The sequence below is a fragment of the Streptomyces sp. NPDC048288 genome (assembly GCF_043201555.1).
Classification (GTDB): Bacteria; Actinomycetota; Actinomycetes; order Streptomycetales; family Streptomycetaceae; genus Streptomyces.
Map to the genome: position 1 here is coordinate 318,601 of NZ_JBICZD010000009.1, position 20,647 is coordinate 339,247.

Below are 20,647 nucleotides of genomic sequence, written 5' to 3' on the forward strand. Positions count from 1 at the left end.
CACTTCCGGCCGTGCGGGGCCGGTCGCGCCCACGCGGCAGAGCCGCACATTCAGCACAGCCCCGCGCCCCTGACGGGGCGCTGCCCCTCGCGGGGCTCACAACGATCCCTCTACAGGCTCCAGGAGACCGTGTTCGACATCTCCATGGCGATGGCGAGGACCGCGAGGTCGGCGATGCCCAGGGTCAGGCCCAGGTAGGCGCGGCCCTTGCGGCCGGTGCCGCGCCACAGGGCGACGAGGGCCAGGACGATGGCGATGGGGCCGAGGAACATGTTGAGGACGAGGAGGCCGAGGAGGCCGAGGATGAAGGAGGCGACGGCCATGCCGTCGGCGTCACGGGTGCGGGTGCGGGTTTCGGGGCGGGTGGTGGCCGGGGCGGTGAGGTGCAGCATGACTCAGCTCCTGGGAGTCGTGGTGGACGGTCAGTTGGCCGAGGTGCGGCGACGGCGGGCGAGGCGCTCGCGGAGCGCGAAGACGGCCAGCCAGACGGCGATCACGGCGGCCAGCCCGGCGGTGACGTCGAGCGGTGCGTGGGCCACGGTGCCCAGCACCACGCCGAGCAGCATGAGTGCGGCGACGAGGAACAACATGGGATGGGATCCCCCCTCCGTTAAGTTTGGGTGAACGGTTGTAGTAACAGTTGTTCACTGACTTTGAGTCTAGCAACTCGCACGGCTTTCCAATTCCGGAGAACAGTTGTTAACTGGATGACATGAGTCACACCCTCGGCATCCGACAGGCCCAGAAGCAGAAGACCCGCCAGGCGTTCCTGGACGCGGCGCTCGCCCTGCTGGAGGAGCAGAGCCTGAGCAGCCTGGGACTGCGCGAGGTCACCCGGGCCGTGGGCGTCGCCCCGACCGCCTTCTACCGGCACTTCCGCTCCACCGCCGACCTCGGCGTCGCGCTCGTCGACGAGGCCCTGGGCAGCCTGCATCCGATGGTCCGTACGACGGTGTCCAAGTCCGGCGAGGAGCGCATCACCCACGCGGTGCGGCTGATCGCCGACTATGTGTCCGCCCATCCGGCGCACGTCCGGTTCATCGCCCGGGAACGGCACGGCGGGGTGCAGCCGGTGCGCGAGGAGATCCGCAGCCAGCTCGCCCGGTTCGCCGTGGAGGTCAAGACCGAGCTGGCCAAGGACCCCGAGGCCGTGGGGTGGAACGACGACGACCTGCTGATGCTCGCCCACCTCTACGTCGACCAGATGCTCATCACCGCCTCGCTGTTCCTGGAGTCCCTGGAGTCACCGGACCCCTCGGACGCGGAGCGGCAGCGCGTCACCCGGGTGGCGACCCGTCAGCTGCGGCTGATCAGCCTCGGCCGGCAGCACTGGCTGGACTGACCCGCGGGCAACGCGAAGGGGCGGCGCGTCCGGTGAGACCGGACGCGCCGCCCCTGTCGTACAGCCCGTGGCGTCAGCTCTTCGTCGCCTGCTGGGTCGGGGCGCCGCTGGGCGCCGCACCGCCGGGGCCGCCCTGACCGCCGCCGCAACCGCCGCCCTGGCCGCCACCGGGGCCGCCGCCCTGACCGCCGCCGCCGGGACCGCCGCTCGGCATCCCGGTCGGGGTACCGGTCGGCTTGACGGTGGAGTTGCCCGTGGGCGCGCCGGAGGGGGCACCGCTCGGCATGCCGGAGGCGTTGCCGGTGGGCATCCCGGACGGCTGCTGACAAGACTGCGACTGGCCGGAGTTGCCGCTGCTGGAGGACGACGAGTCGCCCGAGCCGCACGCGGTCAACAGCAGCGGGGACACGGCGAGCAGGGCGACCGCGGGGACGAGACGTACACGCTTCATGAGAGACAACTCCATAAAGGATGAGGGAGTCCTGAGGCGTGGCACTCAACCAACGGCGCTTAGGGCGTACTTGGGGCCGCACTGTCCCCAGCCTGTGATTCGGGTAAAGGAAAGCTCAAGACACCGCGCTGACCTGCGCCTTCCCACACGGTCGCTGTCTACTCGCTGATACAAGCCCGTGACAGAACGGGGTCGTCAGCCCAGCCGGACCCGGGCCAACTGCCGGGACTGGGCGACCAGGCGGTCCGCGCTGTCCCAGACCTCGGCGTCCTCCTCCAGGAAACCGCCGGCCAGGTTGCGGGTGGTGATGGAGACGCGCAGCGGGCCCGGGGCGGGGCGGTGGCGGACGTGGACGGTCAGTTCGACCGTGGGGACCCAGCCCTTCAGGCCGATCTCGAAGGCCGTGGGCGGCAGCGCGTCCACCGCCAGGAGCAGGGAGAGCGGGTCGGGGTCACGGCCGTCGGCGAGACCGAACCAGGAGCGCATCTCGCCCTTGCCGGAGGGGGCGCCGAGGGCCCAGCCGAGGGTGGACGGGTCCAGCTTGAGCATCAGGCGGTCGGTGATGGCGGAGCTGCCGTCGACCGGGGCAGGGCCGTCCTCGGGGCCGAAGCACTGGTCCATGGCCGGGAACGCGGGCGGGACGGCCGTCGTCCGGACGTCGTCGGGGAGGGTGGTGAGGTCGCCGTAGGAGGCGAGGACGCGGATGCGTTCGACCTCGTGGCCCTCGTCGTCGTACTGGAAGAGCGAGGCCTGGCCGGTGGAGAGGGTGCGGCCGGTGCGGACGGTGTCCGTGCGGATCACGGCCGGGCCCGGCTGGGACGCGGTCAGGTAGTGCGCGGAGATGGTGAACGGGTCCGGATGCGGCAGCGTGTCCGCGAGCGCCCGGCCGAGCACGGCGAGGAGATAGCCGCCGTTCACCGCGTTGATGATGGTCCAGCCGGCCGAGAGGTCGATGTCGTAGACCCCGGGAGAGCGCCGGGTGACCGCGGTGTCGCGGTCGAACTCGCTGTCGCCGATCACGGCCCGCGTGGATGCTGCTTCTGGCATGCCTGAACCGTACAATAGGTAATTACTAAGCGGTAGCTTTTGTGATCCACATACCAGCGGACCGGCCGGTAAAGGATCCCTCCGCCGAGTGAGGTTCCGGCAATTTCTAGGTAAGTGTCCGGACACGTCCGTAACCCGGGGCTCCGGATTCCCCTCTATGGGGACATGAGCCTCACCGGGACTCCGTTCCTCTACACGACCATCGTCCTGTCCGTGGTCGCCCTCATACTGCCGCTCTTCCTGTGGTCGAGGATGCGGGGACCCAAGGCCGTGCGTACGGCGGCCCGGGTCCTGATGCTGCTGTTCGCCCAGGGAACGGCGGTCACCCTGATCTTCGTACTGGTCAACAACCAGAACAACCTGTACGACAACTGGGCCGACCTGCTCGGTACCGGCAACCACGTCCAGCAGGCCGCGAACCTCGGCCGGGACGGTACCGGCGGCATAGCGCTGAAGACCCTGCCCAAGGTGAGGCAGTCCTTCACCGCGGCGAGCGGACCGGGCATGCGCGGGGTGCGGGTCACCCAGCTCAAGGGCCGGATCTCCGGGGTGAACGCCGAGGTCTACGTCTGGCTGCCACCCCAGTACGGTGAGGCCAAGTACAGGAACCACAAGTTCCCGGTCGTGGAGCTGCTGCCGGGCTACCCCGGTTCGGCCAAGGCCTGGTTCGGCTCCATGAAGGTGACCTCGCAGCTGGAACCGCTGATGCGCAGCGGCCGGGTCGCGCCCTTCATCCTGGTCGCGCCGCGCACCAACCTGCTGGCCGGGGTGGACACCGGCTGCGCCAACATCCCGGGCACGGTCAACGCCGACAGCTGGCTCAGCATCGACGTGCCGAAGATGGTGACCGACAACTTCCGGGCCGCGCCCGCCCCCGCCGGCTGGGCCACCGCCGGGTACTCGGCGGGCGCGCACTGCGCGGTCAAGCTGGCCGTCGCCCACCCGGACCGCTACCGGGCGGCGATCAGCCTGTCCGGCTACAACGACCCGATCGGCGAACGCAATTCACTCGCCGCACAGAGCATCGCCCTGCGCGAGGAGAACAACCCCTACCTGCTGCTGAGGAAGGCGACCACCCCGCCCCGGATCGCGCTCTACCTCTCCGGCGAGTCCGGTGACGGCTACCAGGCCGCCGTGGCGCTCGAACAGATCTCCAAGGCCCCGACGACCGTGCACGTGGTGTACCTGCCGCGCAGCGACGGCGGCCACAACATGGCCCTGTGGCGGCCCCAGGTGCAGACGGTCTTCGAGTGGCTCACGGTCAACATGGGCCAGAGCCGGGTCCGGTCCGGGACTACTCCTCCCGAACCGTCGAGCGCCGGTTCCACGCACGCGGCGCTCGCCAGTGGTACCGCATCGCGAGCAGGCGCAGCACGAAAGCGGTGACGACCGCGAGCCCGCTGGTGAACGGGCTCAGCGCGTCGTAGTGGATGCACAGCACCACCGTCGTCGCCCCGACGATCGCCGGGACCGCGTACAGGTCGCGGTCCCAGCGCAGCAGCGAGGGAACCTCGTTGGCGAGCACGTCCCGGAGCACGCCGCCGCCGACCGCGGTGGCGAGTCCCAGGGCGGCGGAGGCGGTGAGGTTGAGGCCGTAGGAGTAGGCCTTGGTCGTGCCGCTGACCGCGAACAGGCCGAGGCCGGCCGCGTCGAAGACCAGGACCGCCGACTGGATCCGCTCCACGTGCGGATGCAGGAAGAACACCACCAGGGCGGCGATCAGCGGGGTGATGAAGTACCCCAGGTCCGTGAAGGCGGCCGGGGGTACCGCCCCGATGATCACGTCCCGGAAGATCCCTCCGCCCAGCGCGGTGACCTCGGCCATCACGCCGATGCCGAAGACGTCGAAGTTCTTGCGGACGGCCAGCAGCGCGCCGGAGATCGCGAAGACGAAGATGCCGATCACATCGAGCGTGTGCTGGACGGAGGGAGAGAAGAGTTGCTGGAGCTGCACCCTGACATTGTGTCCTGTCAGGGTGCGTTCACCTTACAAAGCCAGGCCCACGGCCTACAGGGTCGGCTTCCCCGTGGTGAACAGCCAGGTCTGGAAGAGGTCGTCCAGCTGCTGTCCGCTGATCTTCTCGGCGAGCCGGATGAAGTCGGCGGTGTCGGCGTTGCCGTAGCGGTGCAGCTTCGTCCAGGCGGGCAGGAGCTTGAAGAACGCGGTGTCGCCGATCCGTTCGCGCAGCATCTGCAGGGTCATCGCGCCACGCTGGTAGACCGCCGAGGCGAACATGGTGTCCCGCTGCGGGTCGGCGACGGTGATCTGCCAGAAGGGGTTGTCGGCGGCCCGGGAGTTGTAGCCGGCCAGGAAGGAGTCGTGGGCCGAGCGGGTGCCCTGGTGCTCCGCCCACAGCCACTGGGCGTAGGTGGCGAAGCCCTCGTTCAGCCAGATGTCCTTCCACTGCGCCACGCTCACCGAGTCGCCGAACCACTGGTGGGCCAGCTCGTGCACGATCGTGGTCTCGCTGCGCACCGCCGAGTAGGCCGGCTTGCTCTGCACCTCCAGCGAGAACCCGGCCTCGGGCATGTCGTCGACGATGGCCCCGGTCTCCTCGAAGGGGTACGGCCCGAAGACCTGGGACCAGTAGTCGGTGGCGGCGGCCGTCACCGCGTAGACGTCGACGTTGTTGCTGTTGGCGAGCACCGGGTCGATGGCGACGTAGATCGGGATGCCCGAGGGCGTCTCCCCGGTGCGCACGTCGAACTTCCCGATGGTGGCGGTGGCGAGGTAGGTCGCCATCGGCTTCGACTCGCGCCAGTGCGTGAACGTCGAGCCGCCCTTGTCGTACGTCGACACCAGCCGGCCGTTGGAGACACCGGTCAGGCCCTCGGGCGCCTTGATCCGGATGTCGTAGGTGGCCTTGTCGGAGGGGTGGTCGCTGGACGGGAACCAGGTGGAGGCGGCGTTGGGCTCGCAGGCGACGAAGACGCCGTCGGCGGTCTTCATCCAGCCGTAGTCGGAGCCGAAGACGATGGGGCCGTTGAGCGGCTCGGGTATCCCGCCGTAGGTGACGGAGACGGTGAAGTCCCGGCCCTTGCGCAGGGCGTCCTTCGGGGTGACGGTGATCTCGTCGCCGCTGCGCGTGAACTGGGCGCGTCTGCCGTTCACTTCGACCCGGGTGACCTCCAGCTTCTGCAGGTCGAGATCGAAGGAGGAGAGGTTCTGGGTGGCGCGGGCGGTGAGGGTGGTACGACCGTCCAGTCGGCCGGTGTCCGGGGCGTAGGCCACGTCGAGGTCGTAGTGGCGGGCGTCGAAACCGCCGTTGCCCAGCTGCGGGAAGTAGGGGTCGCCGATGCCGTCGGCGCCCGGGGTGGGGGCGGGGGCGGCGGCGATGACGAAGGAGGCGGCCGCCGCGGTTGCGACGGCCGCCGTACGTGCCGAACGGGAGAGGCGCATGAGTCGTCCCTTTCGAGCGTGCCGGTCAGTGCACGGACACGGTCGACTCTGCGCCCTTCGGTAAAGACATGTACATGACTTTACCTAGTTGTGTCATGGGCTACTTGTCGGTTGACTCCTGTGACTTCTGTGACGCCGCTGTGGAGGCGTCGGAAGCCTCGGAAGCGTCCGGAGTCTCGGACGACGCGTCAGCCGCGGGCGCGTCGGCCTCCTCGGCGGCCGGCTCCTCGGCGTCGGAGGCGTCCGGCTCAGAGGCGTCGGCCTCGGGAACCTCGGGAACCTCGGCTTCGGCGACCTCGGCCTCGGCCGCCTCGGCTTCGGCCACCTCTGCCGCGACCGCCGCCGACGTCTTGGCCTCCTCCTCCAGGACCGCCTCGCCCACCAGCTCCGAGGCCTCCTTCGCCGCGGTCAGCAGGACCGTGTCCTGCGGGGCCTGGTCGGCGAAGTTCTCGGGGTGGTGGCAGGCGACCCGCTGGCCCGGGCGGAGCTCGATGAGCGCCGGCTCGGTCGTCCTGCAGATCTCCGTCGCCTTCCAGCACCGCGTGTGGAAGCGGCAGCCGGACGGCGGGGCGATCGGCGACGGCACGTCACCGCGGAGCAGGATGCGCTCGCTCTTCTGGCCCCGGCGCTTCGGGTCCGGCACCGGCACGGCCGACATCAGGGCCTTGGTGTACGGGTGCATCGGCGTCTCGTACAGCTTGGGGCTGTCGGCGAGTTCGACGATCTTGCCGAGGTACATCACCGCGACCCGGTCCGAGACATGCCGGACGACGGAGAGGTCGTGGGCGATGATCACGTACGTCAGGCCGAGCTCCTCCTGGAGGTCGTCCATGAGGTTGACGACCTGGGCCTGGATGGAGACGTCCAGGGCGGAGACGGGCTCGTCGGCGACGACCAGCTTCGGCTTCAGGGCGAGCGCGCGGGCGATGCCGATGCGCTGGCGCTGACCGCCGGAGAACTCGTGCGGGTAGCGGTTGTAGTGCTCGGGGCTGAGGCCGACCAGTTCGAGGAGGCGCTGGACCTCCTTCTTGACCCCGCCCTCCGGCTCGACGCCCTGCAGCCGGAACGGCGCGGAGACGATGGAGCCGATGGTGTGACGCGGGTTCAGGGAGCCGTACGGGTCCTGGAAGATCATCTGGATGTCGCGGCGCAGCGGGCGCATCTTCGCGGTGGACAGGTGCGTGATGTCCTGGCCCTCGAAGGTGACCTTGCCGCCGGTCGGGTCCTGGAGACGGGTGATGACCCGGCCCATGGTCGACTTGCCGCAGCCCGACTCGCCGACCACGCCCAGGGTCTCGCCCTTGCGCACCTCGAAGTCGATGCCGTCGACGGCCTTCACCGCGGCCACCTGCCGCTGCAGGATGCCCTTCTTGATCGGGAAGTGCTTCTGCAGGCCCTCGACCCTCAGCAGCACCTCCCGCTCACCGGACGCCTTCCCGGACGCTTCCTCGGGAGCCGGCGCCTGCTGCGGGATGACCGCCTCGTCGGTTTTCTTCGTGTCGCTCACAGCTTCGGCGCAATCTCTTCGGTCCAGATCCGCGTCCGGTCCTCGGCCGAGAGGTGGCAGGCGGACCAGTGGCCGCCGTCGACCTGCTGCAGCTCGGGGCGGACGGTGCGGGTGACGTTCCCCTTGGGAAGGTCCGCGTACGGGCAGCGCGGGTGGAAGGCGCAGCCCGAGGGGACGTTGATGAGGCTCGGCGGCTGGCCCTTGACCGGGATGAGCCGGTCGGAGGTCTCGCGGTCGATGCGCGGCATCGAGCCCAGCAGGCCCCAGGTGTAGGGGTGCTGCGGCTTCTCGAAGATCTCGTCGACCGGACCGCGCTCCACGCACCGGCCGCCGTACATCACCAGCACGTCGTCGGCGATCTCGGCCACCACACCCAGGTCGTGGGTGATGAGGACGACCGCGGAGCCGAACTCCTTCTGGAGGTCGCGGATCAGGTCGAGGATCTGCGCCTGGACGGTGACGTCGAGGGCGGTGGTCGGCTCGTCCGCGATGAGCAGCTCGGGGTTGTTGACCAGAGCCATGGCGATCATGGCGCGCTGGCGCATACCGCCGGAGAACTCGTGCGGGTAGCCGTCGACGCGCTTGGCGGGCTCGGGGATGCCGACCCGGTCGAGCATCTCGATGGCGCGGGTGCGGGCGACCTTCTTGCTGACGTTGTTGTGGACCCGGTACGCCTCGACGATCTGGTCGCCGATCTTGTAGTACGGGTGCATCGCGGACAGCGGGTCCTGGAAGATCATCGCCATCTCGCGGCCGCGCAGCCGGCGCACCTCGTCCGGGGAGGCGCTGACCAGCTCCTTGCCGCCGAGCCAGATCTCGCCGGACATCCGCACGTTCTTGCCGCGGGCGCCGAGCCGGTGCAGGCCCATGATGGCCAGCGAGGTGACGGACTTGCCGGAGCCGGACTCGCCCACGATGGAGAGGGTCTTGCCCTTCTCCAGGGAGAAGCTGAGCCCGTCGACCGACTTGACGATGCCGTCGTCGGTCGGGAAGTGCACCTTGAGGTCGCGGACGTCGAGGAAGGCGTCGGACGGGCCGGCCTGCGTGGGCTCGCCCACGGCGGCGCCGGTCTTGGAGAGTTCGGTCACGAGAGCCTCACCCGCGGGTCGGCGGCCGCGTAGAGCAGGTCCACCAGGAGATTTGCGATCACGACGAAGAAGGCGGCGAGCAGGGTCACGCCGAGGATCGGGGGCAGGTCGTTGTCGTCGATGGCCTGCACCGCGTACTGGCCGATGCCGTGCAGCGAGAACACGGTCTCGGTGATCACCGCGCCGCCGAGCAGCAGACCGAGGTCCATGCCGAAGACGGTGATGATCGGGGTGAGCGCGGCGCGCAGTCCGTGCCGGACGACGACCTTGCGCTCGCGCAGGCCCTTGGCGCGGGCCGTGCGGATGTAGTCCTCGTTCATCGTCTCCAGCATGCCCGAGCGGGTGAGCCGCGCGTAGATGGCCGAATACAGGAGCGCGAGCGAGCACCAGGCGGGGATCAGGGTGTTGGCCCATTGCGCCGGGTTCTCGGTGAGCGGGACGTACGTTCGGCCGAAGATCGGCCATTGGTAGGTGAAGAGCAGGATCGCCAGGTTGCCGGTGAAGAACATCGGCAGCGAGACGCCCGCGAGGGCCACGCCCATGAAGGTGCGGTCGAAGATGGAACGCGGCTTCAGCGCGGAGACCACGCCGATCGCCACGCCGGAGACCAGCCACAGGACGGCGGCACCGAGGGCCAGCGACAGGGTCACCGGCATCCGGGAGGTGAGCTGCGGCCAGACGGCCTGGTGGGTCTTGAAGGAGTAGCCGAAGCACGGCGCGTCACAGTGCACCGTGGTCGGGCCCAGGTCGTAGGTGGCGCCGGAGACGATCCCCTTGATGAAGTGCCAGTACTGGACGTAGACGGGCTGGTCCAGACCGAGGTTGTGCTTGACCGCGACAATGTCCGCCTTCGACGGGCTCTTGCCGATGTACTGCTGCGCCAGCTGATCAGCGGTCTGCCCGGCGAGTCGCGGCAGCACGAAGAAGATGGCGAAGGTGACCGCGGAGACGACCAGCAGCAGGATCACCGCTGCGAGCGTCCGACGGAGGATGTACGAGATCACGGGGATCGGCGCTGGTGCCCGCGGGCCTCTCGGCCCGCGGGCACCAATGCCTTCACCTGCCTTCCGGGGCTGCTACTTCGACGCTACGCCGATGTTGAGGTAGTCGTACTGACCGCTGAAGGCCGCCGTGGAAACCAGGTTGGTGAAGGTGGTCGGGCGGGCCAGCAGGACCTTGAAGTAGGTCAGCGGCACGAGGGCCGCGTCGTCCATGGTCTGCTTGTCGATCTGCGTGTAGATGCTGTTGCGCTCGGTGTCGTCCTGCGTGCCGATCGCCTTGGCCAGCAGGTCGTTGACCGACTTGTTGTCGTACTGCGACAGGTTGGTGTTACCGGACTGGCTGATCGCCTGACCGTTCAGGATCTGCTGCAGGAAGCCGTAGCCGGACGGCCAGTCGGCACCCCACTGCATCATCATCAGGCCGACGTTCTGCTTGTTGGCGAAGTTCGGGACACCGGCGTAGTCGGTGAAGTACTTGCCCGACGGGTACTGCTTGAGGGTCGCGTTGATGCCGACCTGCTTCAGCGAGTTGATGATCGCCGTGGCGGCGTCGATCTCCTGCGGGCGGTCCGAGCGGGCCGTGATGTTGGTGTTGATCGACGTCTTGCCGCAGGCCTTCAGCTGCTCCTTGGCCTTGGCCACGTCACCCTTGTTGCCGGTGGTGGCGTAGACGTCCGCCTTCGAGTAGCCCGGGATGTCCGGCGGCAGCACCGTGGTGGCGATGTCACCGCGGATCGGGCCGCCCTCGGCGGTCTGCACCGAGACCTTGTCGATCGCGTACTCGACGGCCTTGCGGCACGAGACGTTGTCGAACGGCTTCAGCTTGGTGTTGATCGCCATGTAGACCAGACGGCCACCGTAGGTGTTGTCCGTGTTGGCCTTCTTGCTGGCGTCGGTGAGCACCTGGGCCTGGGTGGCCGCCTGGACACCCGTACCGCCGAGGTCGATCGCGTCGCCGGCCAGGACGTCCTTGTCGATCGTCTCGGGGTTGACCTTCAGGTTGACGACGATCTTGTCCGGCAGCTGCTTGCGCAGCGGGTCGGTCTTCGGGTCCCAGTTCTTGTTGCGGACCAGCACGGCCTGCTTGCCGTCCTGGTAGCTCTGGAACTGGTACGAGCCCGAGGACACGATGTTCTTGACGTAGTCGACGCCGTTGTCCTTGGCCTGCGGGACCGGGGCCGTCTGCGGGGCCGAGACCAGGTAGTCGAACTCCTGGAAGGCCTGCTTCAGGTGGAAGACGATCGTGGTGTCGTCCGGGGTCTCGATGGACGACAGGCCCTTGGCGCTCTTGTCCTTGTAGGGGCCCTTGTACTTGTCGCCGCCGACCAGGAACTGCTGGAAGTAGTTCGGGCCGAGGGAGAGCACGTCACGCGCGAAGTTGGAGCGCTCGACGGCGTACTTGACGTCCTTGGACGTGATCGCCGAGCCGTCCTGGTACTTCAGGCCCGAACGCAGCTTGTACGTCCAGGTCTTGCCGCCGTCGCTCGGGACACCCTTGCTCGCGGCGAGGTCCGGGACCAGGGTGTTGCCCTTGGAGCCGGCGCCGGGCTCGAACGTCATCAGCGGGCGGGCGTACAGCCGGCTGAGGTTGTACATGTACGCGTAGTACGTGTTGCCGGGGTCGAACGAGTCCGGGACGTCGGACAGCTCGTAGGTGACCGTCCCGCCCTTCTTGTCGGACGCGTTGACGACACCCTTGGTGGCGGCGTTGGCCGCGGCGGAGCTGCCGCCGTCGTTGCCGTCCTTGTTGTCATCGGCCTTGCTGCACCCTGCAACGAGCAGAGTGGCGGAGCCGATGGCCGCGATCGCGGCCAGCGCTGACCTTCGCATGATGGGCGGAATCCCCTCCATTGTCGGAAACTTTTCGGGCTCTCGGTGACAGCAGGCGTCAGCGGCTGCGCGGGTCGAGAGCGTCGCGGAGACCGTCACCGAGCAGGTTGAACGCCAGCACGGTCACGAAGATTGCAAGGCCGGGCACGATCATGTACTCGGGATCGACCTGGTAGTACGTCACCGCTTCGCGGAGCATGCCGCCCCAGGACGCCTGCGGGGGCTGGATGCCGACGCCGAGGAAGCTGAGGGACGCCTCGAAGAGGATGTTGGTCGGGATCAGCAGCGTCGAGTAGACGATGATCGGGCCGACCAGGTTGGGCATCAGCTCGCGGAACAGGATGTACGGGCCCTTGGCACCCATGCCGCGGGAGGCGTCGACGAACTCGCGCTCCCGGAGGGCGAGGGTCTGGCCGCGCACGATCCGGCCCAGGTAGGGCCAGTTGAAGAAGCCGATGACGAAGATCAGCACGCTGAGGTGCAGCGGCAGTCCGTTCAGGCCGAACGCCCCGCCCTGCAGGGTGGCGGAGATGGCGATGGCGAACAGCAGGAGGGGGAAGGCGAGGAAGGTGTCCATCAGCCGGCTGATGACCGAGTCCACGCGTCCGCCGTAGTAGCCGGCGACGACACCCAGGATCGCGCCGATCACGTTCGAGAGGATCGTGGCGCCGAAGGCCACCACCAGCGACACCCAGGAGCCCTCGAGGATGCGGGTGGCGATGTCACGGCCGAACTTCGGGTCCACGCCCAGGGGGTGATCGAGGCTCATACCGCCCCAGCCGCCCGTCGGCAGCGAGGTGTTGGCGTCGATCAGGTCCTGGTGGAAGGCGTTGGGGTCGAGGCCGAACAGGGCCTGGATGGGACGGGCCAGGATCGCGACGACGATCAGCAGGATCACGATGACGCCGCCCGCGACGGCCACCTTGTCCTTCTTGAACCGGGACCAGGCGATCTGCCCGAGGGAACGACCCTCGATCTGCCCCTTACCGGCACCCTCCAGCACAGCCTCCGGCTGTGCCTCGGCTGCCGCCCCGGTGGTCTCGATCGGTGCGGTCACGGTGAGCGACCCCTCTCGCCGGTGGTGACCGGCCTACGCCAGCCGCGGATTGCGGCTTTGTCGACTTGCTCGATCATGAGGTTTAAACCAACCTCATGTCTGACTGGCGAGTCTTCAGCGTCGCCGCGATCACCCGCCAGATCTGGCGGAGAAAGTATGCGCAACCGTGATGCAGTCCGGGGGATTCCGTTATCCGAACAGTGGGTAACGCCCCTCGGACGCGGGTCAGTTGGGACAGAGAGGTCAATCCGGGCGGAACGGAACGTTCCATCGCCATCTACGCGCGGAGAAATGTGTTCGTTACGTAAAACTTGTGAACCGTCTCAGCCGCCCCGGACGGAGCGCCCCGCCCGCTCAGTAACCGCCCTGGGCCGGTGGGTAGCCGTACCCGGCCACCGGCGCCGGCGGCAACGCCGCATGCGCCTCCCGGTCGTAGAACGGACGTGCCGTCGCCCGCATCCACATCACGACCGGGTCGTACTCGTCGGTCATCGCCACCGTCGACACCGGCAGCCCGTCCGGCACCGCCCCGATCGACTGCTGCATCATCGCGCGCACCGAGTCGACGGCGGGCGGCGAGGTGTCGTACACGTCCAGGCCGATCGCGAGATACGGCGCCCCGAGCGCCGGCTGCACCCAGGCGCGCCGCAGCGAGCGGACCGCCGGGGTGCGGTGGGCGTTCTGCGACAGGAGCGCGTAGAACTGCGGGACCTCGATGGCCGGTTCGGTCAGCCGCAGCGGCCCCGCCGGCTGGCGGTCCAGGCCGGCCGCGATCCGGCGCAGGTCCAGCCAGGGGATGCCGACGCCGCCGCCCGGGGCGTGCGGGTTGAGCCAGAGGCCGTAGTGGTCGGGGTAGAGCGTGCGGGCCACGTCGACGCCCTCGACCACCTCGTACGAGCGGTTCCAGCCGCTCGCGGAGAGCTCCTGGGCCGAGGTCACGCAGGGGGCGTAGCCGTGGCCCTCGACCTCCATGTTCCCGTACTGGGCGTCCGGGGAGCCGGACTGGCCGTGCCAGAGCAGCATCCAGACCTGGCCGGAGGAGGGCGTGGCGAGGGCGCGGAGGAGTGCCTCGTAGGCGTCGTAGCGCCCGGGGGTCACCTGGCGCAGCATGTGCTCGACGCTGCCGCTGAGGCTCGCGCTCACCTGTCGTACCGCCCCTTCGAAGTTGCCCCGCGTGTAGTGACAAGCTTATGCGCCCAGTAGCTCGGGACCTGTTGTGCGTGGGCGAGTGCGGGTCCGTCGTGGTACTTCGCGCAGTTCCCCGCGCCCCCAAGGGGGCGCTTTCAGTGACCGTATTGATAGAAGGGGCGGACGTTCTCCCGCATCCAGTGGCCCACCGGGTCGTCGGCCACATCGAGCAGGACCAGGTTGACCGGCCATTTCACCGGTACTCGGCCCAGGGCTCTGCCCAGGGCCTCCAGCGGGAGCGCCCGCAGGTCGCCCTCCCACTGGGAGAGTTCGACGCCGATGAACATGGCGGGGTCGGCGGTCTCGACCGCGGCGAGGCAGCGGCGGGCCGTGGCGACCACGCCGATCGCCGCGAACTCCGCCGCCGCGGCGGACAGGAAGTCCATCGGGTCGTCCTGCCAGTCCGGCTCGAAGAGGCGGACCCGGCCGCCCGAGGCGGGGCCGTCCAGTTCGGTGCGCCGGGACCGGCACAGCTCCGCGACCGCCTCCGGCGGCAGCGGGAGGCCGACCACTCCCCCGGGGTTCACGGCCATGCCGACCTGCGGCGGCAGGCCGCGCGCGAACTCGACGGCGGGGGCGATGGTGTACGACAGATGGGAGCCGACGACCAGCCGGAACTGCTCCTCGGAGCTGAAGACCGGGACGTACACCTGGCCCTCGATCTCCGTGGTGGGCAGGTCAAGCGCGCCGCTGTGCGGGCCGCCGCCCTCCGGCAGCGGGATCCAGAGGAAACTGCGGCTCAGTACCTCGATGAGCCGCGCCGCCGCGGCGGGTACGCCGAGGGAGGCCGACAGCACCTCCTCCAGTTCGTTGCCGGGCCAACCGCCGTGCGGGTGGGGGTGTGCCTGTGCCGGGAAGTCCGCGGGAATGTCCGCCGGGAAGTCCATCTCACTACCGCCTGCTGGAAACCACTGCTGAGGCTGGAAAGGCTAGCGGGTGGCGCCGACAAGTCCATCAGTCCGCCCGGCGCGCGAAGGCGATCCGGTGCAGCACGTCCGCCGCGTCCCGGTCGAGCAGCACCGCCGAGCCGACCCCCTCGGGCAGCTTCCCCTTCTCCGCCGCGCGCAGCAGCCGGCCGGCCGCCCGGCGGTGGCGCAGGAAGGCGTACCGGGAGACGCCCCGGCCGCGCTCGCGCTGGCCGTCCAGGGCCAGGCCGGGTGTGACGTCCAGGAGGAGCAGGTGCAGGGTGCCGCCGCGGCGGCGGGCCTCGCGGGCCAGCCAGTCGCGCACCCAGGCCTGGGTGCCGCAGTCGTGCACCACGACGCCCTCGCCGGTGCGCAGGGCGCTGCGCAGTCCGGCGTAGTGGGCGAGCCGGACCAGCGGGCGGTAGACGGCGTAGGGCAGCAGGCGGGCCAGGCGGGCGTCCCAGCGGTCGCGGGTGTCCTGGGAGTCGATGCGTATGCCCTGGACGGTGCGGTGCATCAGGGTGGACTTGCCGCTGCCCGGCAGCCCGGTGACCACGACCAGGTCACGGGGGCCGAAGAGCAGGCCGTGCGGGCTGTGGCCGGCGCGGTCGCGCAGGTCGCGGACGACCCGGGCGGGGCGCTCGTCGCACCGCTCGCGGGCCGGGGCCGCCGGCTGGCCCGGCAGGGCGAGCCCTGTCGTCGTCGCGTATGCCGTGGTCCTTGTCACCGTGATCGTCCTCCCCGGGGGTTCAGGAAAGGTTCTCCCCACTTAATGTAAAGAGAAGGTAATGCACGGTCTCTCGCGGTTCCGTTCGCGTCCGGCCACAGCCCCGTTACAAAGCTCCGCCCGGCATGCAATGATGTGGCCGCCAACTGCATACCGGCCGTTTGAATCCGCGCGGGAGAGTCCCCAGCAGTCTTCACTGGGGCGCCGAAGGAGCAAGTCCCTCCCTTGAATCTCTCAGGCCCCGTTACCGCGCGGGCGAGGCACATCTGAAAAGCGGGCCGCCGTGCCGGTGGTCCCACCCAAGGTGCAAGCCGTGATCACGAAGGTGGTCAGGGCGAACCTCTCAGGTTCCGATGACAGATGGGGAGGACAGCCCCGCCTGTCATGCCCTGGAACCCCCGGGACCTTTGGGAGACGAACGACCGATGAGCAGTACCGATTCCGCTGGACCGCGCCGTACCGCGCTCGATGCCCTGCACCGCTCGCTGGGCGCGACCATGACCGACTTCGCCGGCTGGGACATGCCTCTGCGCTACGGCTCCGAACGCGACGAGCATGTCGCGGTGCGGACCCGGGCCGGGCTCTTCGACCTCTCCCACATGGGCGAGATCACCGTGACCGGCCCGGAGGCGGCCGGTCTGCTGAACCACGCCCTGGTCGGGAACATCGCCTCGGTCGGCGTGGGCCGGGCCCGCTACACCATGATCTGCCGGGCCGACGGCGGCATCCTGGACGACCTGATCGTCTACCGGCTGGCCGAGAGCGAGTACCTGGTCGTCGCCAACGCCTCCAACGCCCAGGTCGTCCTGGACGCGCTCGTCGAGCGCTCCGCCGGGTTCGACGCCGAGGTGCGGGACGACCGCGACGCGTACGCGCTGATCGCCGTCCAGGGCCCGGAGTCCCCCGGGATCCTGAAGGCGCTGACCGACGCCGACCTGGACGGCCTGAAGTACTACGCCGGGCTGCCCGGCACCGTCGCCGGGGTCCCGGCGCTGATCGCCCGCACCGGCTACACCGGCGAGGACGGCTTCGAGCTGTTCGTGAAGCCGGAGCACGCCGTGGCGCTGTGGCAGGCGCTGACCGAGGCCGGCGAGGGCGTCGGCCTGGTGCCCTGCGGGCTGTCCTGCCGGGACACCCTGCGCCTGGAGGCGGGCATGCCGCTGTACGGGCACGAGCTGACCACCGGCCTGACCCCCTTCGACGCCGGGCTCGGCCGGGTGGTGAAGTTCGAGAAGGAGGGCGACTTCGTCGGGCGCGAGGCGCTCGCCGCGGCGGCGGCCCGGTCCGAGGCGACCCCGCCGCGGGTCCTGGTCGGCCTGGTCGCCGAGGGCCGCCGGATCCCGCGCGCCGGATTCGCCGTGGTCGCCGGCGGCGAGGTGATCGGCGAGGTCACCTCGGGTGCCCCCTCCCCGACCCTCGGCCGGCCGATCGCCATGGCCTACGTCGACGCGGCGCACGCGGCGCCCGGCACGGCCGGCGTCGGCGTGGACATCCGGGGCAGCCACGAGCCGTACGAGGTCGTGGCCCTGCCCTTCTACAAGCGCCAGAAGTAGCCACCGGGCGTGACCCTGCGCACATCGCCGCTGGTCACGCACGCCTCCAGCAGTCCCCCCTTCACCAGCACTCCCCCGCGTACAGGAGAATTCAGGCCATGAGCAACCCCCAGCAGCTGCGTTACAGCAAGGAGCACGAGTGGCTGTCGGCCGCCGAGGACGGCGTGGCGACGGTCGGCATCACGGAGCACGCGGCCAACGCGCTCGGTGACGTCGTCTTCGTCCAGCTCCCGGAGGTCGGCGCCACGGTGACCGCGGGCGAGTCCTGCGGCGAGCTGGAGTCGACCAAGTCGGTCTCCGACCTGTACTCGCCGGTCGACGGCGAGATCACCGCGGTCAACGAGGACGTCGTGGAGGACCCCTCCCTGGTCAACTCGGCCCCCTTCGAGGGCGGCTGGCTGTTCAAGGTGCGCGTCACGGGTGAGCCGGCCGAGCTGCTCTCCGCCGACGAGTACACCGCCTTCACCGCCGGCTGAGGAGTCGTAGAGGTATGTCCGTCCTGAACACGTCCCTGCACGAGCTCGACCCGGAGGTCGCCGCCGCGGTCGACGCCGAGCTGGTGCGCCAGCAGTCCACCCTGGAGATGATCGCCTCGGAGAACTTCGCTCCGGTCGCGGTCATGGAGGCCCAGGGTTCGGTCCTCACCAACAAGTACGCCGAGGGCTACCCGGGCCGCCGCTACTACGGCGGCTGCGAGCACGTCGACGTCACCGAGCAGATCGCCATCGACCGGGTGAAGGAGCTGTTCGGCGCCGAGTACGCCAACGTGCAGCCGCACTCCGGTGCCTCCGCCAACCAGGCGGCCCTGTTCGCGCTGGCCCAGCCCGGCGACACCATCCTGGGCCTGGACCTCGCCCACGGCGGCCACCTGACCCACGGCATGCGGCTGAACTTCTCCGGCAAGCAGTTCGACGTGGTGGCCTACCACGTCGACGACTCCGGTCTGGTCGACATGGCCGAGGTCGAGCGGCTCGCCAAGGAGCACCGCCCGAAGGTGATCATCGCGGGGTGGAGCGCCTACCCGCGGCAGCTGGACTTCGCCGAGTTCCGGCGGATCGCCGACGAGGTCGAGGCGTACCTCTGGGTCGACATGGCGCACTTCGCCGGCCTGGTCGCGGCGGGCCTGCACCCGAACCCGGTCCCCTACGCCGACGTCGTCACCTCCACCACCCACAAGACCCTCGGCGGCCCCCGCGGCGGCATCATCCTCGCGAAGCAGGCCTTCGCGAAGAAGCTGAACTCGTCCGTCTTCCCGGGCTTCCAGGGCGGTCCCCTGGAGCACGTGATCGCGGCGAAGGCGGTCTCCTTCAAGGTCGCCGCCTCGGCGGACTTCAAGGAGCGCCAGCGTCGTACGGTGGAGGGTGCGCGGATCCTGGCGGAGCGGCTCACCGCCGCCGACGCCCGCGAGGCCGGCGTGAACGTCCTGTCCGGCGGCACGGACGTGCACCTGATCCTCGTCGACCTGCGCGCGTCCGAGCTGGACGGCCAGCAGGCCGAGGACCGCCTCCACGAGGTCGGCATCACGGTCAACCGCAACGCCGTCCCCAACGACCCGCGGCCCCCGATGGTCACCTCGGGTCTGCGGATCGGCACCCCGGCGCTGGCCACCCGCGGCTTCACGGCCGAGGACTTCGCCGAGGTCGCGGACGTGATCGCCGAGACCCTGAAGCCGTCCTACGACGCGGCGGCCCTGAAGGCCCGAGTCGAGGCCCTCACCGCGAAGCACCCGCTTTACCCCGGTCTGAACAAGTAGTTCCCTGGTGGGGGCGCCCGACGGCGTGCGCCCCCGCCCTTTTCCAAGGAGTGCCCGTGGCCATCTCGGTCTTCGACCTGTTCTCGATCGGCATCGGCCCGTCGAGCTCGCACACCGTCGGCCCGATGCGCGCGGCCCGGATGTTCGCCCGCCGGCTGCGCAACGAGGGGCTCCTGGAGTCGGTCGCCTCGGTACGGTCCGAGCTCTACGGCTCCCTCGGCGCCACCGGCCACGGCCACGGCACCCCGAAGGCGGTGCTGCTGGGCCTGGAGGGCGTCTCCCCGCGCACGGTGGACGTGGAGACCGCCGACGACCGCATCGAGACGATACGGACCACCGGACGTCTGTCGCTGCTGGGCGAGCACGAGATCCCGTTCTCCTTCGACGACGACCTCAAGCTCCACCGCCGCAAGGCGCTCCCCTACCACGCGAACGGCATGACCCTCTGGGCCCACGACGCCTCCGGGGCCGAACTCCTCTCCAAGACCTACTACTCGGTGGGCGGCGGGTTCGTCGTCGACGAGGACGCGGTCGGCGCGGACCGCATCGTGCTGGACGACACGGTCCTGAAGTACCCCTTCCGCACCGGCGACGAGCTGCTGCGCCTGACGAAGGACACGGGTCTGTCGATCTCCGCGCTGATGCTGGAGAACGAGCGGGCCTGGCGCACCGAGGAGGAGATCCGCGAGGGCCTGCTGGACATCTGGCGGGTGATGCGGGCGTGCGTCTCCCGCGGCATGTCCCGCGAGGGCATCCTCCCTGGCGGGCTCCGGGTGAAGCGCCGGGCCGCCGTGACCGCCCGCCAGCTGCGCGCCGAGGGCGACCCGCTGGCCCACGCGATGGAGTGGATCACTCTCTACGCGATGGCCGTCAACGAGGAGAACGCGGCCGGCGGCCGCGTGGTGACCGCCCCCACGAACGGCGCGGCGGGCATCATCCCGGCGGTCCTGCACTACTACATCAACTTCATCCCCGGCGCCGACGAGGACGGGGTCGTCCGCTTCCTCCTCGCCGCCGGCGCGATCGGCATGCTCTTCAAGGAGAACGCGTCCATCTCCGGCGCCGAGGTCGGCTGCCAGGGCGAGGTCGGCTCCGCCTGCTCGATGGCGGCGGGCGCGCTCGCCGAGGTCCTCGGCGGCTCCCCCGAGCAGGTCGAGAACGCGGCCGAGATCGGCATGGAGCACAACCTCGGCCTCACCTGCGACCCGGTCGGCGGCCTGGTCCAGATCCCCTGCATCGAACGCAACGGCATGGCCGCGGTCAAGGCCGTCACCGCCGCCCGCATGGCCATGCGCGGCGACGGCTCCCACAAGGTCTCCCTCGACAAGGTCATCAAGACCATGAAGGACACCGGCGCCGACATGAGCGTCAAGTACAAGGAGACGGCGCGCGGCGGGCTGGCGGTGAACATCATCGAGTGCTGAGGGGACGGGGCCCGACCAGCGCGTGCGTGTCTTTCGGCGCTGTCGGGGCCTTCCCTGCTTACGCGGGGGAAAGTCCCCGGGAAAGTCCCCATGAAAGGGGCTCTTGACCTGCGGGTTCGCGGCACGCGATCAAGGCTGGATACGCCGCTCGCGCACCATGGCAGGGTGTATTTGTCGTTGAGTGAGCGACCGTGAGGTGGTCGCGCCCCGAAGACGAAGTGCTGCTGCGGGCGGTGTGCTGCCGTTCGTGTTCGAGTCGGCCGTGGTTTTCCCCGTACGCGTGGAAGTCGCCGTTGTCGATCACCGCGGGCGGGAGAGGTCCGTACCCCACGTTGCCGGGTCCGCCCACCTGCTGTTCCGTCCAGTTGCGCGGC

20 protein-coding genes and 1 riboswitch are annotated in these 20,647 nt (G+C 69.6%); of the genes, 6 read left to right on the plus strand and 14 right to left on the minus strand.

All coding sequences use genetic code 11. The features are described from left to right. Window positions 1–110: 110 nt before the first annotated feature. Both ACGFZS_RS31540 and ACGFZS_RS31545 read right to left on the minus strand, forming a co-directional pair. Window positions 111–389 carry a DUF4190 domain-containing protein gene (locus tag ACGFZS_RS31540; protein ID WP_355717140.1) on the minus strand — a complete coding sequence of 93 codons (279 nt, stop codon included), beginning with the start codon at window positions 387–389 and terminating at the stop codon, window positions 111–113. A 33-nt stretch (window positions 390–422) separates the two neighbouring features. Then, the gene (locus ACGFZS_RS31545) at window positions 423–590 is read right to left on the minus strand and encodes a hypothetical protein (protein WP_355717023.1); all 168 of its coding nucleotides are present in this window, start codon (window positions 588–590) and stop codon (window positions 423–425) included. 122 nt (window positions 591–712) lie between these two features. Between ACGFZS_RS31545 and ACGFZS_RS31550 the strand changes: the two genes are divergently transcribed. Next, window positions 713–1,342 carry a TetR family transcriptional regulator gene (locus ACGFZS_RS31550; RefSeq protein ID WP_393797919.1) on the plus strand — a complete coding sequence of 210 codons (630 nt, stop codon included), beginning with the start codon at window positions 713–715 and terminating at the stop codon, window positions 1,340–1,342. 73 nt (window positions 1,343–1,415) lie between these two features. Here ACGFZS_RS31550 and ACGFZS_RS31555 read toward each other — a convergent pair whose 3' ends face one another. Both ACGFZS_RS31555 and ACGFZS_RS31560 read right to left on the minus strand, forming a co-directional pair. Continuing rightward, the gene (locus ACGFZS_RS31555; protein ID WP_355717018.1) at window positions 1,416–1,793 is read right to left on the minus strand and encodes a hypothetical protein; all 378 of its coding nucleotides are present in this window, start codon (window positions 1,791–1,793) and stop codon (window positions 1,416–1,418) included. A 195-nt stretch (window positions 1,794–1,988) separates the two neighbouring features. Beyond that, entirely contained in the window at window positions 1,989–2,840 is an 852-nt protein-coding gene (locus ACGFZS_RS31560; RefSeq protein WP_393661162.1) for a thioesterase family protein, read from the minus strand. A 165-nt stretch (window positions 2,841–3,005) separates the two neighbouring features. Between ACGFZS_RS31560 and ACGFZS_RS31565 the strand changes: the two genes are divergently transcribed. After that, complete coding sequence (locus ACGFZS_RS31565; RefSeq protein ID WP_393797920.1) at window positions 3,006–4,226, plus strand: alpha/beta hydrolase; 1,221 nt, start codon at window positions 3,006–3,008, stop codon at window positions 4,224–4,226. Here ACGFZS_RS31565 and ACGFZS_RS31570 read toward each other — a convergent pair. From ACGFZS_RS31570 to ACGFZS_RS31615, 10 genes are all read right to left on the minus strand, one after another. Continuing rightward, entirely contained in the window at window positions 4,135–4,794 is a 660-nt protein-coding gene (locus ACGFZS_RS31570) for a trimeric intracellular cation channel family protein (RefSeq protein ID WP_393661159.1), read from the minus strand. The genes ACGFZS_RS31565 and ACGFZS_RS31570 overlap by 92 nt on opposite strands. A 54-nt stretch (window positions 4,795–4,848) precedes the next feature. Continuing rightward, the gene (locus ACGFZS_RS31575; RefSeq protein ID WP_393797921.1) at window positions 4,849–6,240 is read right to left on the minus strand and encodes a M1 family metallopeptidase; all 1,392 of its coding nucleotides are present in this window, start codon (window positions 6,238–6,240) and stop codon (window positions 4,849–4,851) included. A gap of 100 nt (window positions 6,241–6,340) precedes the next feature. After that, window positions 6,341–7,747 (minus strand): ABC transporter ATP-binding protein, encoded by a 1,407-nt coding sequence (locus ACGFZS_RS31580; protein WP_393797922.1) that lies wholly within the window; start codon window positions 7,745–7,747, stop codon window positions 6,341–6,343. After that, complete coding sequence (locus ACGFZS_RS31585) at window positions 7,744–8,835, minus strand: ABC transporter ATP-binding protein (protein WP_393797923.1); 1,092 nt, start codon at window positions 8,833–8,835, stop codon at window positions 7,744–7,746. Before ACGFZS_RS31585 ends, ACGFZS_RS31580 begins: the two co-directional genes overlap by 4 nt. Further along, complete coding sequence (locus ACGFZS_RS31590; RefSeq protein WP_365692039.1) at window positions 8,832–9,839, minus strand: ABC transporter permease; 1,008 nt, start codon at window positions 9,837–9,839, stop codon at window positions 8,832–8,834. Before ACGFZS_RS31590 ends, ACGFZS_RS31585 begins: the two co-directional genes overlap by 4 nt. Window positions 9,840–9,911: 72 nt before the next feature. Further along, the gene (locus ACGFZS_RS31595; RefSeq protein ID WP_393797924.1) at window positions 9,912–11,687 is read right to left on the minus strand and encodes an ABC transporter substrate-binding protein; all 1,776 of its coding nucleotides are present in this window, start codon (window positions 11,685–11,687) and stop codon (window positions 9,912–9,914) included. Window positions 11,688–11,724: 37 nt separating this feature from the next. Then, a complete protein-coding gene (locus tag ACGFZS_RS31600; RefSeq protein WP_359218752.1) occupies window positions 11,725–12,723 on the minus strand; it encodes an ABC transporter permease in 999 nt (332 codons plus the stop codon). 354 nt (window positions 12,724–13,077) lie between these two features. Beyond that, entirely contained in the window at window positions 13,078–13,833 is a 756-nt protein-coding gene (locus ACGFZS_RS31605) for an enhanced serine sensitivity protein SseB C-terminal domain-containing protein (protein ID WP_393798031.1), read from the minus strand. A gap of 173 nt (window positions 13,834–14,006) precedes the next feature. Beyond that, window positions 14,007–14,798, minus strand: a complete 792-nt coding sequence (locus ACGFZS_RS31610; protein WP_393797925.1) for an enhanced serine sensitivity protein SseB — start codon at window positions 14,796–14,798, stop codon at window positions 14,007–14,009. A 67-nt stretch (window positions 14,799–14,865) separates the two neighbouring features. Next, entirely contained in the window at window positions 14,866–15,549 is a 684-nt protein-coding gene (locus ACGFZS_RS31615; protein ID WP_393798032.1) for an AAA family ATPase, read from the minus strand. Between the two features lie 156 nt (window positions 15,550–15,705). After that, a riboswitch (glycine riboswitch) is annotated at window positions 15,706–15,803 on the plus strand. Between the two features lie 165 nt (window positions 15,804–15,968). Between ACGFZS_RS31615 and gcvT the strand changes: the two genes are divergently transcribed. The 4 genes from gcvT (at window position 15,969) to ACGFZS_RS31635 (ending at window position 20,273) form a co-directional block, all read left to right on the plus strand. Beyond that, the gene (gene gcvT, locus ACGFZS_RS31620) at window positions 15,969–17,096 is read left to right on the plus strand and encodes a glycine cleavage system aminomethyltransferase GcvT (RefSeq protein WP_393797926.1); all 1,128 of its coding nucleotides are present in this window, start codon (window positions 15,969–15,971) and stop codon (window positions 17,094–17,096) included. Window positions 17,097–17,194: 98 nt separating this feature from the next. Next, a complete protein-coding gene (gene gcvH, locus ACGFZS_RS31625) occupies window positions 17,195–17,572 on the plus strand; it encodes a glycine cleavage system protein GcvH (RefSeq protein ID WP_365692053.1) in 378 nt (125 codons plus the stop codon). Between the two features lie 14 nt (window positions 17,573–17,586). Then, window positions 17,587–18,849 carry a serine hydroxymethyltransferase gene (gene glyA, locus ACGFZS_RS31630; protein WP_393797927.1) on the plus strand — a complete coding sequence of 421 codons (1,263 nt, stop codon included), beginning with the start codon at window positions 17,587–17,589 and terminating at the stop codon, window positions 18,847–18,849. A 56-nt stretch (window positions 18,850–18,905) separates the two neighbouring features. After that, on the plus strand, window positions 18,906–20,273 hold the full coding sequence (locus tag ACGFZS_RS31635) for an L-serine ammonia-lyase (RefSeq protein WP_393797928.1): 1,368 nt from the start codon (window positions 18,906–18,908) through the stop codon (window positions 20,271–20,273). Window positions 20,274–20,647 lie beyond the last annotated feature (374 nt).